This window comes from Candidatus Thiosymbion oneisti (assembly GCF_004359955.1).
GTDB lineage: Bacteria > Pseudomonadota > Gammaproteobacteria > Chromatiales > Chromatiaceae > Thiosymbion > Thiosymbion oneisti.
Map to the genome: position 1 here is coordinate 79,352 of NZ_SMSC01000007.1, position 17,737 is coordinate 97,088.

Below are 17,737 nucleotides of genomic sequence, written 5' to 3' on the forward strand. Positions count from 1 at the left end.
CGCCGCTTTGCCGGCGCACTCCAAAGCAGTCCGGAATCCATAACGAGCCTCCTCTGTTTTGCCGACCGGTAACCTTTATTGGTTCCAGTCCGACTCTGCCGGGTCTTTTGCACACTCGGAGATTCCGGTCTGTCATCTCGACCGAAGGGAGCGATCTTCCCTTATTGTGCGCATGTGCGGAGATTCCGCCGTTTCATCAATCAAGCCGATGGTGAATAGATACCTATGAACGTCTTCATCAGCTACAGCAGACAGGATAGGGCACTCAAGGAGGACATCAAAAACGCTATCAAGGAATTGCCGGAATACCTGCGGCCCGATGTCTGGAGTGATGTCGATCTGCGCGGGGGTGACTGCTGGGATAAGGAGATACAAAAGCGGCTCGGGGATGCAGAGCTTGTGGTTCTGTTGCTCAGTGACGAATTTCTTACCACGGACTATGTGCGCGATGACGAATTCCCGATTATCGAAGCCGGGGTGCGCGATAACTCGAAACGTATCTATCCGATCTTGATGCGAGCGCTGCGCGAGCCTCTTCCGAACTGGATCCCGACGCGCCAGGTCAGACCGAAGCTCGATCAGTCACTCCACAGCTTGAGCCAGCAGCAGTATCAACAAGAGAGGGAGCGCATTCAGGAAGAAATCAAGGAGATCATTCGTGAGACCATGATTCCAACCGAGGAAGAGTTGTTTACCGGATCCGAGGAAACGGTGGAGTCAATAAAGAATCACGTGGATTTCGACATTACGCTATACCACCGTGACCGCGGATTCTACCGCGCAGAGCTACAGATCACCTACCGTAGTAACCCTACACGCAACTACGCCCTGGCGTACGAGTTCCGTATACCCGCCCATTTCGATACACCTAAATGCGCGTCCCCGACGGATACGGACCAGTCGGCCTTGAGTCTCGGTGAGCGACTCGGGGAAGCGATTTTCCCGGAGAATCTTGAGACCGACTGCGACGATCGCCGGATCGAACGCTCGCCTCGTCGAGAGCTTAAGGATGCGCTCGATTGCGTAACCGAGAAGAGGGCGCTGCTTCACCTGCGCATCACTGTGGCACCGAATGCTCAGGAGTTGCATCGCATTCGCTGGGAGCGGCTGGTCAACCCGCTCACAGGGGAATATTTTAGCGTCACTCCTTTTGTCGCCTTTTCGCGCCATGTCCTCGGCTACGAGCAGAGTTGGCGAGAAGTGCAGCTGAGGCACAAGCCCGGACCCCAGGAGCCGTTGCGGACACTCATCCTGCTGCCCGAGTACTCGGACCCGGACCAAAAGCGGCGAGCCGAAGAGGTGTGTCGGAACGCGGCCTCATGTATCCAACCAGCGGCGCTGACGGACGCAATGCCGAGGCACAAAGAGGATGGCCTCGAACCACTCATTGACCGGTTGAAACAGGATACTGTCGATGTCCTGTACATTGCCTGTCGGTGCTATTTCGGCTCCGAAGAGTCCTCGCCGCACGCGGATTCCCCGGTCCATCCGAGGGCTGCATCCTGTCGTCTGCGCTTAGGGGGGCTGGACGACTTGACGGCGGAGATCCCGGTCGAAACGCTTGCCCGCAGGTTGGCGGAGGTCCGTACGTTGCCGCGGCTTGTCATACTCTGTAGCGCCCAATCCGCGACCGACGCGAGATCCGATACCGAGCGCGCAGCCGTAGTCGCCGCGGCCATCCTGACCCAGGCCGGTATCCCCGCCGTACTGGCCGCACAGCTGCCGATGGTGGAGGATGCCTGCCGACTGTTCTTGACAGACCTGTTCCAGGGTCTGCGGCAATTCTGGTCCATCGATACCGCGGTCGCCGTCGCACGCAGCAAGCTTCGAGACCAGGAGTTAGGGCAAGGCATAAGGGGACGGGAGGCGAGTTGGTGGCGCCCGGCCCTGGTCACTCGCTCGAAATCCGGACAAATCTGGTATAGGGCCCGTCTCTCCGGCGATGCCCGCGAGGTTGCGGTCGCCTGGGATGAACTTAAACGAAATGCCCATGAGGGCAAACTGCTGCCGGTGATCGGACCTGGTCTGACCGAGGACATTGCGGGCTCTCACCGGGAGATCGCCCAGGGCTGGGCCTTCAGCAAGGGATTCGCCCTGGGCTATCACGAACGCGCCGATCTGTTGCGAGTAGCACAATTCCTGAAGCTCAATCTCGGCGACAACGCCCTCCTGAGGGCCTTCAAGGCTACCTTTAAGGAGCGGCTGAAGAGGCGTAATGCGGATCTCCTCCCAGACAATGCCGATCAACTCAGTCTGTCGAAGCTTTTCACGGCAATTGCAAGCAAGCTACGCGAAGAACAGGATGCACGCCATGAAGCCTGGTGCAAGGCTAACCCAGGCAAACCGAGGGCGGAGGGATGCCCAAGGGAGAATCCGTACAGCATCCTTGCCCGTCTACAGTGCCCTGTGTATGTGGTCGGTGCCCTGAATCGGGTTCTAGTCGATACCTTGGAATCTGTCGGTCGCTCCCCCCGAATCCTGACCATGCAGCAGATCATCCGACCGGAGGAATCGGGTCGCCCTGACTCTGAGGTACGTGCCGAAGATCCACCGACGCCGAAGGAACCCTTGGTGTATCACCTGTTCGGCCATCTGGACGATCTTGACGGCACCATACTCACCCAGGACGAGTATTTCAATTTCTTGATCGATTTCGCAAGATTTCGCACGAGCCCCTCTCTCAAAACGCTTAGCTCCCGTTTTTTTAGAAACGACGTCGCATTTCTCGGCTTCAAACACTATGACTGGAGCTTTCTCACCTTGTTGCACAGCCTGCAGAAGTTGCCGGGCGAAAACCTCAGGAGATCCTACACCCAGGTTGCGGTGCAAATCGATCCCGACGACGACTTTATCATCGACCCGAACGGGACGACCGCATTTCTCCAACGCTTCCTCGACGAAAAGGACGTGATGATCTATTGGGGCAAGCCGGAGGATTTCCTGAATGAACTCGATATCCCCTGAGCACACCCTGCCGAACAAGGATGCGACGAACCCCTTTGTCGGACCTCAGCCACTGGGTCCGGAGAATCCGCTCTTCGGGCGGTCCAAATCGCTTGCCGCGGTCCAGGATCTACTCGTTACGGAACGGATGGTCCTGCTGTATTCGCCGTCGGCGGCGGGTAAGAGCTCCTTTATCCGCGCCGGACGGGAGCTCGAAGATCTGGGAGAAGACCATAGGGGCCTGCAAGCCAGGATGCGCGAGACCGGATTTCGTCTCCTGCCTATAGTCCGGGTCGGTCTTGAGCCGGACATAGCGGCTGGTGGAAAAGCGGCCGGAAATCGCTATGTCTGGAGCATGCTCCAGGGACTTGCGGATGACTGGGCCCCAGAACAAGAGCCGGATTGGTCCTCCATAAACGCATTCTTGAAACGGCGTTGCCCGAAATTCGACAAGGCCGGGAATCCCGAGACCCATTCCAGGTCCCCCGACAGAGGGCTAGCGGGTTCCACTAAGCCCTGCTACTGGTTCCTGGTCATCGATCAGTTCGAGGAGATCCTGACCACCGACCCCACTGACTGGGCGGCCAAAGGGGAATTCTTTCGGCAGTTGGGTGAGGCCATGCGGGAGCAGGATCACATCTGGTTCCTGATCGCCATGCGCGAAGAGCATGTCCCGGCGCTCGATCCTTACCTGAAATGGCTTCCCCACCGGCTCACCGCCCGTTACCGCCTCGGGCTGTTGAAATACGAATCCGCGCATGAGGTGATCCGTCGCAATGCTGATAGGAGTAAAGCCGACACAGCGCCCATTGATGAGAAGACCGTAAAGACTATTCTCGCAGAGCTGACGAAGCGGGATCTAAGGTCGGAAGTCGAGGATACGGAATCACCCACTGGTCATGTGGAGCCGATGCACCTCCAAATCGTGTGTGCGCGGCTATGGAAAGAGACACAAGGTAGGCGTGCTATTTCCACCGAGGACGTCAAGAAGGTCGGAAGACTAGAAGACGCACTCCGTGGGTATGTCGATGACGCCATCGGTGAGACCGTCAAGGAACTGAGATTAAGCCGAGATCATCAATATCGGATCCGAAAATATCTCGATTCGCAGCTAATCCAAGGGCAAGGCCGCCGCCCGGTATCCATGGACGAGGCCCGCAAGGGGTTTGGTGAGGAAACAACTGGGAGGGAAGTTACGAATCGTTTGCGGGAGCTGTATCTACTCCAGATTCATCAGCTACGTGAAACCCATTGGATCGAGCTCGCTCATGACCGCTTGGTCCCCGCCGTATTGACGGCCAATGCGGCCTGGTACGAGCTTTGGGAGCTGCGTGCAAAACAATGGCACGAGAAAGGCAAGCCGGATAAGCTCCTACTCAGTCGGAACGAGTTGCGTAGAACCCCGAAGCCATCGAGCGTTTCAGACCTGGAAATTCGAGACTTTGTGAAGAAATCTCGTGAGCGCTGGCGTCGTCGGTTGCTGTTATTCGGTATTCTAGTCACATTAGTGGGCTTCGTTCCCGTAGCCTTAGTCTACATAAACTATAATACGAAATTGATAGATGTTAACAAGGAATTAACCGATAAAAATGAGGCATTGACCGAATCCAATGAAGAGAATGAAAGAAAGGCACAATACCTCCTGGATTTGAACTCAAGGTTAATCAAGACGAAAGTCTCCCGGAAACAAGCGATTTCCCAAGCACTTCCAGGCCGTGCTCAAGAATTGCAGCAGCTTGAAGCCAATGATCGACTTGCGGCACTTCTATCGAGCCAGGCCCTGTGGTTGGAAGAAAAGCTCCGACGTAAAGAGTTTTGGGAGGTCGCCGATGATTCCGTTCGGACCTGGATAGATCGATCGCTGCGAGCCGCTGTCAATCGCCCGATCTACCGGCGTGTCTTCGAGGGTGATAACCGGAGTTGTTCCAATGATGCCATTACGGACGACCGAGCCTTGTTTCTCGCTTGTCCACACCGGAATCGGCGGATCGAGCTATTACCCATTGGGCAGCCGGACGCAGAGCGCTATGTGCTACAGATGCCGGAAGGCATAGGCATACCACGCTTGTTCGCGTATGACGAGACCAAAGGCCGTTTCGCTATTGCCACCTCGACCAACCTCTTGCTGTGGAACAAAACGAATCGGGCAGGGGAACAGGCTATGGCCCCCGAGACGGACGTCCGTTTTGAGAGAATCTCGGTATTCGGGTTCTCCCGTAACGGTGCTTACCTGGTAGCCGCCACGGAGACAGGCAAGATACGGATCTGTGATCTGGTTCAATCCCATTGCGGCTCCGAGGACTGGAGCACAGTGGAGCCACTGGCGTTGAATGGTCAGCCGGTTGCCATCGCGTTTCCGCCCGACCGGGATGAAGACGCAGCGACCGGCTTGCACTTCGCCGTGGCGCTCGATAAGGGGGAATTCATCGAAATATGCATGGACGGTGACAAAGGGCCGTCCGTTGCAGAATACAAAGGAGATTCCTCTGTTAGGAACTTGGCGTTCAACGCAATTGCATACAGCTCGACAGGCAATCGGATCGTCGCGGCAGGTTCCTTCTTAAAGAAGAAGGAAGAACGCAGGGGTATCGTCAACCTATGGAGGCGCAGCCGGAATGGCAAGACCTGGATCCCCGAGAAGCCCTTCAGCTTGGGCTTACGGGGAAAGGATGACCACACCCAGATCTGGCATTCGGTTGATCTGGATGATCGGGCCCCGGGGCGTGCCAGATGGCCGGGCGAGATGGGAGTCGATGCGAGCAAACGCAGCGCCTTGCTGGTCACCGGAGGCGAAAAGGGGGACCTGGGTATTTGGCAACTGTTCGGATCCTTCGACCGGAATGAGAAATTCCGACTGGATGAGAAACGACTGGAAAAGCCGGACAAGGTCCTACGTCTCCACCAGGGTCACCGCAGCAGCCTACAGTCGGTACGGATCTCGGAGGATGGACTGTCCATATTCTCCGTGGACGCCTTGGCCTCGACGCGGCAATGGACTTTGACCGCGCGGCCTTCACACGCGCGGTACGAACTACCCCAAGTCCGCTATCCCTACGCGATGGCCTACCGTCCCGATAACCCCGATCCCGATAGTCACGATCTGGTTATCACCAGCAATCAAGGTCCCCTCCGCTGGTGGCGTCTCGATACGCAAGGCTGGACAACACCCTCAATCGATTGCCTGGAAGGACCTGACCGCGCCGCCGGGTGTGTCGAAGGCTCACGGCCGAAGTACGACAAGGTATCGGCCAATAATGTGCTTTCCCTGGCATTTCGACCGGGGGGCGACCAGATGGCGGTTGGGCACCGAACTGGTACCGTGGCCTTGATTTGTCTGTCCTCTGATACTCCCTGCAATATAGAGATCCCGGTATCCAAAGAACCCAAGAAGATACGCGGAGTGGCTTTCGCTCCGAATGGAAGCAGATTAGTCACGCGAGGAGACAATGGCGAGATCCATCTCTGGAACCTAGACCAGGTTCGCGAAAAAAAAGAGAGCTACAAGCCGCCGGTGATGCGTCCTGCCGATGGGGGTAATTTCTCCATTGCTTATGGGGCCTATGTGGCGGCGGGTCGGGACGATGGCCGGATCGAGCTTTGGGATCCCGAGTTGTTCAGTCCCACGGACTCGCGCCGACCGGCCGGTGAGGACGCTACGCCGAAAAGGAAACCTTTCTTCAAGTGGCCGGCGCATCTTGCGTCTGTCACGGTGCTGCGGTTCCTCGGTGATACCAGGCAGTTGGTCTCGGCCTCCGAGGATGGCACTGTCCGGCTGTGGGATCTGAGCGATCTTGATAAGGATCGGCTAGAGAAGCAAAGTCTCCGGCTCATAGGACACCAGGGTCCTATCCGGGCCGTGGCGGTGTCGTCCGATCGAAAACTACTCGCGTCGGGCGGCAGCGATCGAGTCGTCCGCCTCTGGGATATCCGGGATTGGCGCGACCACCGAGACGCGATCTCCGCTCAGGAGCCCCTGACCTTGCTCGACATGGAGCATCCGATATATTCGTTGGCATTCTCGCCGGACGGGAAATTCGTGCTTGCTGGCGCTGAGGATCGGGTATTTGTTTGGCATACATCGACGGAAGCGGTAGCCGAGGAGCTGAAAACCGAATGCTTATCCAAGGGTGAACGCAAGAGAATCAAGGACTACGTCGGCGGAGGGATTGAGATCATAGACGCTTGCCCTACTCAGGAGAAAGATCGCGCTCAGGCCCCGGCGACGATTGTGCGAGAAGTTTCGGCCGCGGGAGATTGAACCCTGAATGACTACCGCCGGTACTGTTCAAATCATCGCCGCCGCGGATGGTGGGACCATGGCCGATACACTCCGGTCGGAGCTGCTCCGCTCGGAGCCGGCGGGCCAGGAGGAGATTTGGGTGGCCCCTGGAACCCTACCCAGGTCCCTGCCGGAGGCCCATGAAAATGCCGTCCTGGTATTTCTGCTGACGCCCGGCTTGCTTGCCGATTCCGCTGTCCGCGCGTATGCCGCCCTGGCTACGGGCTCGCGGTTTCCTATCCTCACAGTCAGCGCGACACTCCACAGCTTCGATTTCAGCACCCTCAAGGACGAGTTTCGGCTGGCTCCCCAGGCTCCGGCGTGGGAGCAGACCTGGTCCCGACGGAGGAGGGATCTGGAAACTTTTCAAACTCGTTCAGACGCCCGGCACGCCAGGCTTCCGCTGGAACAGATGAAGACACGGAGGCGTAGGGGCTGGAAAGCTTTATTCGCGCTTTGCAGCCTTCACGGTGGCGGCCGAACTTCATCAGGACGATTTTGATGCGATTCCCTTCCGACCACTATCCGCGGAGGCGACGACTTTACATGCGTTGTTGAAACCACTACGGCAAAGGTTTCCAGCGCACAAGATTTCTCCCTGCGGTCGAAATGACAACCAGCAAAATTAGATAGAATGATCTACTAGCCCCAAACGATCTTTGTCACATTACACGGCAAGCCCCTGAATTTATAAGGAACCTGTGAGCATGTTGAAATCAAGAAAATCAATGAGTTAACCTGAATGTGATAAAGTAGACCTGAGAAGCATCATGAAGATCCTGGTAACCGGCAGCGCCGGGTTCATCGGTTCCGCACTCTCGCTGCGACTCCTGGCACGCGGCGACGAAGTCATCGGGATCGATAACCTCAACGACTACTACGACGTGGGGCTGAAGCAGGCGCGGCTCGCGCGCACCCTCGAATACGACCGCTACCGGGATCTACGCATCGACATCCACGATCGGGCCGCCATCACCCAGGTCTTCGCCCGGCATCAACCCCAAGGGGTCATCAACCTCGCCGCCCAGGCCGGGGTCCGTTACTCCATCGAAAACCCCATGGCCTACGTGGACACTAACCTGACCGGCTTTGCCAACATCCTAGAGGGCTGCCGCCACCAGGGGGTCGAGCACCTGGTGTACGCCTCGAGCAGCTCGGTCTATGGTGCCAATACCGACCTACCCTTTTCGGTCCATCACAACGTGGACCACCCGCTGAGCCTGTATGCCGCCAGCAAAAAGGCCAACGAGCTGATGGCCCACACCTACAGCCACCTGTACCGACTGCCCACCACCGGACTGCGCTTCTTCACTGTCTATGGTCCCTGGGGCCGGCCGGACATGGCCCTCTTCAAGTTCACCCGCGCCATCCTTGCAGGCGAGCCGATCCCGGTCTTCAACTATGGTAAGCACCGGCGGGATTTCACCTATATCGACGACATCGTGGAAGGCGTGATCCAGGTCTTAGACCGCATCCCGGAGCCCGATCCCGCCTGGACCGGGGAACATCCGGATGCGGCCACCAGCTTGGCCCCCTACCGGCTCTACAACATCGGCAACCAGCAGCCGGTGGAGCTCATGGACTATATCCAAGTGCTCGAACGTTGCCTCGGGATAACGGCGGAGAAAAGGCTGCTGCCCCTGCAGCCGGGAGATGTACCCGATACCTACGCGGACGTCACCGAGTTGGTCCGGGACACGGGCTATCGACCGAACACCCCTGTCGCAGTCGGCGTGTCCCGTTTCGTCGACTGGTATCGTTCGTACTACGGGGACGGGAAATAGACCCGAGGGTCACGGCCGCGGGAGACCTTTGCGTCTTGGTGGTTCTAACGATTTCGCACTGCCGGCGCCCTGGCGCCATCCCCCGTTTCTCGCTCTGCTAGGCGCCCAGGATATAGGACAGGTCCAACTCGATGCCGTCAAACGGCGGGATACGCGCACGGCTTTGTCCCGAGGCCGTCGCGATAACCGGCAGAGGCTCAGTTTAAAAATTTTATGCTTGGCCGCTCACTTTCCGGCCCATTTAACGCCACGACGCAATGGCGCCAAGACGCAAAGTTTCTTTGTTCTTTCTCTGCGTCTTGGCGTCCTTGCGTCATTGCGTTTTTTCGCAATTTCCGTTTTTTCGCGAACTGAGCCACTACCCGATAACCCGATAGCTGTCGCCTTCGATCCGGTGGGCGATCAGTACCCGGTCTTCGGGCCAGATCAGCCAGTAAAAGGGGACCCGGTGGCGCTGCAGCAGTAGGAACAGCTGCAAGGTGTCCTTGTGCTCATGGCCGGGAGAGACGATCTCGCAGACCCAATCCGGCACTATTCTGCCGAATGCCGGCGATTGGAGGCTGGCGGCGACTCGACGCGGTGTTGCATATCGCTTCGTCGGTGGTTAGGCATTTTGTATATCATCTCCGCTGCCGACAGCAATTTGAGGAATCGAGTTATGGGTGCTCCCGGTGCAAGCTACGGACCGACTAGGGACGAGCGCAAGAAGGTCACGGCGATGGATATTCTATCCCGCAAGCGGGGTGAGAAGATCGTTTCGGTTACGGCCTACGACTACCCTACGGCGAAGCTGGTGGACAGCGCCGGTATCGATATCGTCCTGGTCGGCGATAGCCTTGGGATGGTGGTGCTGGGATACCCGGATACGACGCGGGTAACCATGGACGACATGGTGCACCACACCGCCGCCGTTGCCCGGGCGCGGCCCAAGGCCCTGGTAGTGGCCGACCTGCCGTTCCTGGCCGCCGGCGTGTCTGTCCGGGACACCATCGGTAATGCCGGACGCCTGGTCCGCGAGGCTGGCGCCGAGGCGGTGAAGCTCGAGGGTGGCGTGCGGATCCGGGAGGAGATCCGGGCCCTCGTGGACTGCCAGATCCCGATCATGGGGCACGTGGGCCTGACACCTCAGAGCATCCATGCTTTTGGCGGATTCAAGGTTCAGGGGCGAACCCAGGAGGCCGCTGAACAGGTGTTACGGGATGCGGTCGCGGTCCAGGAGGGCGGGGCCTTCGCGGTGGTCCTCGAAGGCATTCCGTCACGGCTCGGGGAACGCATTACCCGCGAGCTGGATATCCCCACCATCGGTATCGGCGCCGGGCCCGGCTGTGACGGCCAGGTGTTGGTCATCCACGACATACTCCGTCTCTTTTCCGACTTCCCCCCTAAGTTCGCCAAGTTCTATGCGGACGTGGGGGACGTGACTCGCACCGCCCTGACCAGCTTCCGCGAAGAGGTGCGCGACGGTCGGTTTCCTGCCGCGGAGCACTGTTACTGAGAAGGGGTAGCTTGGAAACTTGGTGGTGGTAAATTTTTAAGTGGTAGCGTGGGGGAGTTTAGCGACCGCTCCCGGTTTCTTTTTGGATCCCCTCTCCCCGGCCCCTTGGCTGCGCTCGGGGCAAGCGCTCTCCCGGCGGGAGGGTGTCGTAACAGATGACGCCCGACGCGGTTTTTCTCGTTCCCACGCGGCGCGTGGGAACGTGGAAGCTCCGCGCCGCGGAGCGCATCAGGCCGGTGTCCACCATTGCGTATACAGGGAATTAAACCCGCCGGCTGTCCGGCATTATCTGGTGCGGCCCAGAAGGCGTCCGCTCTGACCGTTGCCGACAGCTGGTCATTGGCTCCGTAAGCCGTCTGAAAGACGGCGGTCCCAGCGTCCCCGCAACCGATGACATCTTGTCGGCCCCTGGGATCGCCGACATCTTGTCGGCTCTTCTGGTTACCGGGTAGATCCTGGATGCCGAGTTGCCGCTCCAACTGGTCATCAGTCAGGCATAGTTTTCTCGTTAACTGGTCATCAGTCATACTTAGTTTTCTCGTTCCCATGCGCTGCGTGGGAACGCGGAAGCTCCGCGCCGCGGAGAGAAACAGACCGGTGTCCACCATTGCGTATACAGGGAATTAAACCCGCCGGCTGTCCGGCATTATCTGGTGCGGTCCGAGAAGGCGTCTACCCTGCTCCAATCACTCTGATTTCCCTGAGCTATCTCCTGGTTGTTCCGATCCACCGTCAGAACCCGACCCGGAACCACCACCATCTCCACTCTGTGCCGTCGGCACAGGTTCAGGCACTCGCTCGATGGGTGGGATGTTTGCACTGCATGGCTCTATGACAATATCACGGCGAATCGTAGGGGTGTTTGCGTTCTCTCCTTCGTCTTTCTTACTCATAATCTCACCTCTAATCTGATGTTGAGCTTACAGCACATTGAGTATTACAAAAGCCATGATTGCTACTATTGCTATTCCAAATGACAATCCTGCGATATAATTTAAATATTTGTTTATATTTTCAAAGGTATTTTTTCTGCGGAATGCATCTTCTTTGCCATCAATGTAATAATCCTCAGCACTTTTTAACTGAACGGAAAGCGCCTTGTTACTGACCGGAAAGGCCGCTAATGATGTGATAATGCTTACAAGAAGAAGTACCCATCCGGTTATTATAAGCCACGTGTAATCAGATGTTTTAAATGGAATTATAGAGTGTATCGCTGTCAGGGAGAATCCTAGGGTAGCAGAAGAAAGCGTAAGGAGAGCCTTGTCGTAATTTTCGGTATTCGAGAGATCACGCTTGTGTATTTTATCACGATAACGAGCATACATTTCTCCGCGTTGCTCGTCACCGGTCCCTTGTCGCTTCATCGTTCCCGACCTTCCCAGCCTTGGCTTGTTGCAGTGCTAAACCGCGCCCTTCCGGCTCTCGTTTTGGCATTCGATCGATGCGGTTCGCTACGCTCACCGCGTCCTGCACTCCCGGCGCGGACGTAATGAGTTGTCCAGCTTATCCAGAACTGCCAGGCCCTTTTCAATAGAGCCTTTTGCAACTATCGCGCGAAACCGCGTTTCGGCATCGAATTCAGCAATTGCTTGGGTCGAGAGTTCTTCCATGAGTTTGTTAATGCTGATGTGCTTGTGTTTCGCCAATGCCTTTAATCGCATATGCTTGTCATCAGGCAATCGCACGGTCAAGGTTGCCATATCATTCTCCTGTGAGAATTTCTTCAGGGGTTATTATCCGTATTCCCGGGAAGTTCAGTTCTGCATTTCTGAAGTCCCGCACATTGTTCGTGACAATCCATTGCGCATTTCCCGCCACAGCAAGCTCCAGCAGGCAGTTGTCGGCTTCGTCCGGCAGATTCGGGCGCCACAAGTAGTAAATCGGCACCCATTCGCAAACCGAGCAAAATGCCTCAAGCAAATCCAATACGTCTTGTTTCGGTACAGGGCATCGATCTAAGACAGCTTTCCTCATCGACACCGCTTCGTATTCAGAGAACAAGGCATTTCCCAATAACGGTTGGTATTGACCCAAAAGGCATCGTCGCAGAATTTCCCGGTTTGGCCCTTCGTGGCCGATCAGAGCTGCCGTGAAAACGCTGGTATCAACAACAATTCGAGCTATCATGGCCCGAATGATGGCACATATGCCATCAGATGCAAGATATAACAAGATCATCAAACCGTCCGTCGGGCAGCGCTGTCGGGTTCTGCCGGCTGCCTCTTGTGAGTGGCATTAGGCGAGAGATTTCCTATGCTCAACACACTCACAATTTCTTGTGTTCTCCCCGCCTGCATCGAAAACGGCTTGCTGTGCGCTTCTGCGGCTCGACGATCCTGCCCCTGCCGGAAGCCGGCGACCGGTAGCTGGAAGTCAATGCCATTAAGTTAAATTTCGCGCTCGTCTCTACGCTCGGCGTAGGAGCAAGCGCGATAGTGCTTGGATTCTTCGAGTTGCCGTCCCTGGACGACTAGGTTCCGGGGTCCTACCCGGAACGACAGTGGAGTGGGTGCCCGGTATTCCATTCCCAGGCTCCCGCGTTATGGTAGTCACCAAGCCTGTCACTCCGGCTTGGATGCCGGAATCCAGTTATCAGGGATGGCAGGTGGGAGGGCTTGCAACCTTCAATACAACCCCCAGATTCCATGCTCTCTGGGTCTCTGTGGTTCAACAGTAGGCCAGAGATGCGGAGACTATTCGTGGTTCACCCCACCCCGGCCAAGCCACGAGGTTCCCTTTCAATAGGCACAGCTACACTAACCCTCGGAAGTCTCCCCTTCCCCGCCATTGCTGTCGCCATTAGCATCCCCATTGAGCCCCAGGATGCGCTCCACTCCGGCGAGTCGCTCGCCGCCGGCCAGGCTGATCAGCTTCACCCCCTGGGTGTTGCGGCCCAGCACCGGGATCCCCTCCACCAGGGTGCGCACCAGGGTGCCGCCCTCGGTGATCAGCATGATCTCGTCCTCCGGGAGCACCAGGACGGCGCCGATCTGGTCCCCGTTGCGTTCGGAGGTACTGATGGAGACCACGCCCTTGGTGCCCCGTCCCTTGGTCGGGAAGTCTTCGAGCGCGGTCCGCTTGCCGTAGCCCTTCTCCGTAACGGTCAGCACGGTCCCCGGCTCTGCCACCAGCATGGAGATGACCCGCTGTCCGGGTTCCAGAGATACCCCGCGCACACCGTGGGCGGTGCGGCCCATGGATCTGACCGCGCGCTCCTTGAACCGTACCGCCTTGCCCGCCGAGGTGAACAACATGATGTCCCGTTCGCCGTCGGTAACGGCCACGCCTACCAGGTACTCGTCCTGTCGCAGATCGATGGCGATGATGCCGCGTGACAAGGGGCGCGAAAAGTCCCTGAGTGGCGTCTTCTTCACGGTGCCGGCACTGGTGGCCATGAAGACGAAATAGCCTTCTTCGTACTCGCGGATGGGCAGTACGGCACTGATGCGTTCGCCCTGCTCCAGCGCCGGCAGCAGATTGACCATGGGCCGACCGCGCGCGGCGCGCCCGGCCTGGGGCAGCTCGTAGACCTTCAGCCAGTAAACCTTCCCGCGACTGGAAAAGCACAGCACGGTGTCGTGGGAATTGGCGACGAAGAGCTTGTCGATAAAGTCTTCGTCCTTGGTGGTGGCGGCGGACCGACCCTTGCCCCCCCGCCGCTGGGCCTGGTATTGGCTCACCGGCTGCGCCTTGGCATACCCCGCATGGGACAGGGTGACCACTACGTCCTCCGGGGCGATCAGGTCCTCCAGGGTGAGATCCAGGTGATCGGTGAGGATCTCGGTCCGGCGCGCGTCCCCGTATTGGTCGCGGATGGCCTCTAGCTCCGCGCGGATGACCTGCATCAGGTGTTCAGGGTCGGATAGGATATCGAGTAGATCGGCGATCTTGTTCAGAATCTCCTCGAACTCGCCGATGATCTTGTCCTGCTCCAGACCCGTGAGGCGATGCAGACGCAGGTCCAGGATGGCCTGGGCCTGGGCCTCGCTCAGGCGGTAACCATCCGCGCTCAGACCCAGGCCCTGGGCCAGATCGTCCGGCTTGGTCCGGTCGGCACCGGCCCGCTCCAGCATGGCGGACACGGCCCCCGGCCGCCACACGCGCGCCAGCAGTCCCGCCTTGGCCTCCTCCGGGTTGCCGGAGGCCCGGATGAGCGCGATGACCGCGTCGATGTTGGCCAGCGCCACCGCCAGCCCTTCCAACACATGGGCGCGCCTCCGGGCCTTGCGCAGCTCGAACAGGGTCCGCCTGACCACCACCTCCCGGCGGTGACGCAGGAAATACTCCAGCATCTGCTTGAGGTTGAGCAGCCGCGGCTGGCCGTCTACCAGGGCCACCATGTTGATGCCGAAGACCGTTTGCAGCTGGGTGTGCTGGTAGAGGTTGTTGAGCACCACGTCCGGGTAGTGGTCGCGCTTGAGCTCGATGACCACGCGCATGCCGTCCTTGTCGGATTCGTCGCGCAGCTCGGCGATCCCTTCCAGCTTCTTTTCCTTCACCAGCTCCCCCATGCGCTCCAGCATGCGGGCCTTGTTCACCTGGTAGGGAAGCTCGGTGATGATGATGGCCTCGCGGCCGCTCCGCTTCTCGGTCTCGGTGTGGGTGCGGGCCCGCAGATGGATGCGCCCGCGACCCGTGCGGTAGGCGGAGCGGATGCCCCGCGTCCCGTTGATGATGCCGGCGGTGGGGAAGTCCGGTCCGGGGACATGCTCGATGAGCGCATCGACGCCCAGCTCCGGGTCGTCGATAATGGCCAGACAGGCGTTGACGATCTCGGTGAGATTATGCGGCGGGATGTTGGTCGCCATGCCCACCGCGATCCCCGCCGATCCGTTGACCAACAGGTTCGGAAAGCGGGCCGGCAGGACGGTCGGTTCCTGTTCGGAACCGTCGTAGTTGGGGATGAAGTCGACCGTCTCCTTGTCCAGGTCATCGAGCAGGGTGTGGGCGATGCGCGCCATGCGTATCTCGGTGTAACGCATGGCCGCCGGGGCATCCCCGTCCACCGAGCCGAAGTTGCCCTGCCCGTCCACCAGCAGGTAGCGCATGGAGAAATGCTGGGCCATGCGCACGATGGTGTCATAGACCGCCGTGTCACCATGGGGGTGGTACTTACCGATGACATCGCCCACCACGCGCGCGGACTTTTTGTAGGGTTTGTTCCAGTCGTTGCTCAGCTCGCTCATGGCATAGAGCACCCGGCGGTGGACCGGCTTGAGGCCGTCGCGCACGTCCGGCAGGGCCCTGCCGACGATCACGCTCATGGCGTAATCGAGGTAGGACTTGCGCATCTCGTCTTCCAGATTGACGGGCAGAACTTCTTTGGCGAACTCCGGCATGGATGTGGGAAACCGAGGTGAGGGGCCGATTTACTAAGAAGATCGAAAGTAATGCCAGGTTCGCTCCCTCGCCTCCCTTAAGGAGAGAGGGTTGGAGCGGGCTGAGGTGAGGGGGACCAATGGCTTTGGTTTCGATACGGTTAGTAAAATCGGCCTATTGTGCTGGTTGGGAAAAGGGAAAATTGTATCACGCAGCCGGTTCCGACCGCAGATATGATCACGCGGAGCGGTGCCCATGGCGACTCAGCCCGTAGGTTGGACAAAGCAAGCATCCATCAAACTGACCCCAAGGTTTCGGTCGTTCCGCGGAGCTTTCCGCATTGCGGCTGCTCGTTAGGATGCACCCAGCGAAGCGTGCCCATCGATCCATCTCTGGCTCCCACGCTCCAGCGTGGGAGCAAGTCCGGACGCTCCAGCGTCATGAAACTTTGGCCGCTGGAGCGGCCACACCTGCGTTCCCACGCTGGAGCGTGGGAACGAGCAGGAGAGGTCGTCGGTTCGACCGCCGGCTCGGCAGCGCGCCTTTGCCCAACCTACCCGACTATCAAATCAAAGAAATAATCTGTGAAAATCTGCGTAATCTGCGGATCAAAAAAATCTTTGCACCCTTTGCGGTTCAAAACCCCGATCCGCCGAGGCCATGTTTTCGAGCGGCTTGATACCTGTTTGACCTGGTCAGCGGTACTGGCGTAGGTATCGCCACTCGAAGCCACGCTTCAGCCAATGGAACAGGCGCATGGCGGGCAGCACCAGGTTGTGTTTTTCGTTGCGGGCCACCAGCATCCCCCGGTCGTGGGCATCGACGATACACAGGAGTTCCACCCGATAGGTGGCGGTGGGTTGCCTTCCTGCCAGCTCGTCCGCCAGGTTTGCGGCTGCCGCCTTGGCCTGCAGGTCCGCCATATGGGCCTGCTTCGGCATCCACTCGGGTCCCGGAAAGCTGCCGGAATCCCCGGCCACATAGACCCGTTCCATACCATCCACGCGGCACTGCCGGTCGGCCTTGATGAAACCGCCTTCCGAACGCGGCAGGTCCGTGTTGTCGAACCATTGGCTCCCCGTCATGCCGGGTATGAACAGAATCAGATCGGCGTCCAATTCCCCCCCCTCGGTCATCACCCGCTGCGGAGCAAAGCCCTTGAGCCGGTGGCCGAGGTGGGTGCGGATCCCGCGTTTATTCATCTCCGCCTGCAACCCGGCGACGGCCTTGGGACCCAGGCGATTTCCCGGCTTCTCCGCCGGCGTGAAGAAGATCAATTCGAAGCGCTCGCGGCGGTTCTGCCGGCGCAGGTAGCTGTCGATCCCGAACAGGAACTCGAACAGAGGACCGCCGCGCATGGCCGCGGGCTCCTTCGGGTTGCCCGCGAAGCCCATGGCGATGGTCCCGCCATCCATGCCTTGCAGCCGATCTCGAATGCGCTGGGCGGCGGCGATGCCCTCGCAGGGTAGGATCATGTGCTCGCTGCCCGGCAGCTTCTTCATATAGCGACCGCCGGAGCCGATGATGAGGCCGTCGTTCTCGATCTCTCCCGCCGTGGTCTCCAAGACGCGACCGCCGTTACCAAGCCCCGTGACTTCCGCGGCTACGTGTTTTACGCCCATGCGTCGCAAGAAGGACTCGAGCGGGATACGCAGATCATCACCGGTACGCAGACCCGTAGGGACCCAGATGAGACCCGGATAATAGACGAGCTCCGCTCTGGGACTCACCAAGGTGAGCGCCGTCTCGGTGGCGGCTTTTCGCAGGGTCCGGACGGCGGTGAGCGCCGCAAAACCCGATCCGATAATGGTAACGCGTGGCATGGTGAGCTCCGGAAGATAGGGGTGTTGGTCGAGCTGGGATTGTATACCCGTTGTTTTGCACGTAGGTGTACTCGATTATGGCATCATCCCA

The 17,737-nt window shown here is 58.7% G+C and carries 11 protein-coding genes; 5 read left to right on the forward strand and 6 right to left on the reverse strand.

The annotated features are described in order from the left end of the window. Positions 1 to 225: 225 nt before the first annotated feature. The 4 genes from E1958_RS05455 to E1958_RS05470 all read left to right on the forward strand — a co-directional run bounded on the left by E1958_RS05455 (position 226) and on the right by E1958_RS05470 (position 9,006). Positions 226 to 2,964 carry a CHAT domain-containing protein gene (locus E1958_RS05455; RefSeq protein ID WP_133510974.1) on the forward strand — a complete coding sequence of 913 codons (2,739 nt, stop codon included), beginning with the start codon at positions 226 to 228 and terminating at the stop codon, positions 2,962 to 2,964. Then, a complete protein-coding gene (locus tag E1958_RS05460) occupies positions 2,945 to 7,201 on the forward strand; it encodes a WD40 repeat domain-containing protein (protein WP_133510975.1) in 4,257 nt (1,418 codons plus the stop codon). Before E1958_RS05455 ends, E1958_RS05460 begins: the two co-directional genes overlap by 20 nt. A 7-nt stretch (positions 7,202 to 7,208) precedes the next feature. Then, positions 7,209 to 7,724, forward strand: a complete 516-nt coding sequence (locus tag E1958_RS05465) for a hypothetical protein (protein WP_133510976.1) — start codon at positions 7,209 to 7,211, stop codon at positions 7,722 to 7,724. 268 nt (positions 7,725 to 7,992) lie between these two features. Beyond that, entirely contained in the window at positions 7,993 to 9,006 is a 1,014-nt protein-coding gene (locus tag E1958_RS05470; protein ID WP_133510977.1) for an NAD-dependent epimerase, read from the forward strand. A gap of 358 nt (positions 9,007 to 9,364) precedes the next feature. Here the strand turns inward: E1958_RS05470 and E1958_RS05475 are convergent, their stop codons facing one another. Beyond that, entirely contained in the window at positions 9,365 to 9,538 is a 174-nt protein-coding gene (locus E1958_RS05475; RefSeq protein ID WP_424945069.1) for a Uma2 family endonuclease, read from the reverse strand. Positions 9,539 to 9,664: 126 nt separating this feature from the next. Between E1958_RS05475 and panB the strand changes: the two genes are divergently transcribed. Next, complete coding sequence (gene panB, locus E1958_RS05480; RefSeq protein WP_165742320.1) at positions 9,665 to 10,501, forward strand: 3-methyl-2-oxobutanoate hydroxymethyltransferase; 837 nt, start codon at positions 9,665 to 9,667, stop codon at positions 10,499 to 10,501. Between the two features lie 920 nt (positions 10,502 to 11,421). On the opposite strand, the gene E1958_RS05485 is transcribed toward panB, so the two are convergent. The 5 genes from E1958_RS05485 to E1958_RS05505 all read right to left on the reverse strand — a co-directional run bounded on the left by E1958_RS05485 (position 11,422) and on the right by E1958_RS05505 (position 17,646). Next, positions 11,422 to 11,868, reverse strand: a complete 447-nt coding sequence (locus E1958_RS05485; protein ID WP_133510979.1) for a hypothetical protein — start codon at positions 11,866 to 11,868, stop codon at positions 11,422 to 11,424. Positions 11,869 to 11,961: 93 nt separating this feature from the next. Further along, positions 11,962 to 12,204 carry a toxin-antitoxin system HicB family antitoxin gene (locus E1958_RS05490; RefSeq protein WP_133510980.1) on the reverse strand — a complete coding sequence of 81 codons (243 nt, stop codon included), beginning with the start codon at positions 12,202 to 12,204 and terminating at the stop codon, positions 11,962 to 11,964. A 1-nt stretch (position 12,205) separates the two neighbouring features. Further along, positions 12,206 to 12,682 carry a putative toxin-antitoxin system toxin component, PIN family gene (locus tag E1958_RS05495; RefSeq protein WP_243448541.1) on the reverse strand — a complete coding sequence of 159 codons (477 nt, stop codon included), beginning with the start codon at positions 12,680 to 12,682 and terminating at the stop codon, positions 12,206 to 12,208. 578 nt (positions 12,683 to 13,260) lie between these two features. Beyond that, complete coding sequence (gene gyrA, locus E1958_RS05500) at positions 13,261 to 15,843, reverse strand: DNA gyrase subunit A (RefSeq protein ID WP_133510981.1); 2,583 nt, start codon at positions 15,841 to 15,843, stop codon at positions 13,261 to 13,263. A gap of 675 nt (positions 15,844 to 16,518) precedes the next feature. After that, a complete protein-coding gene (locus E1958_RS05505) occupies positions 16,519 to 17,646 on the reverse strand; it encodes an NAD(P)/FAD-dependent oxidoreductase (protein WP_133510982.1) in 1,128 nt (375 codons plus the stop codon). Positions 17,647 to 17,737: the final 91 nt, after the last annotated feature.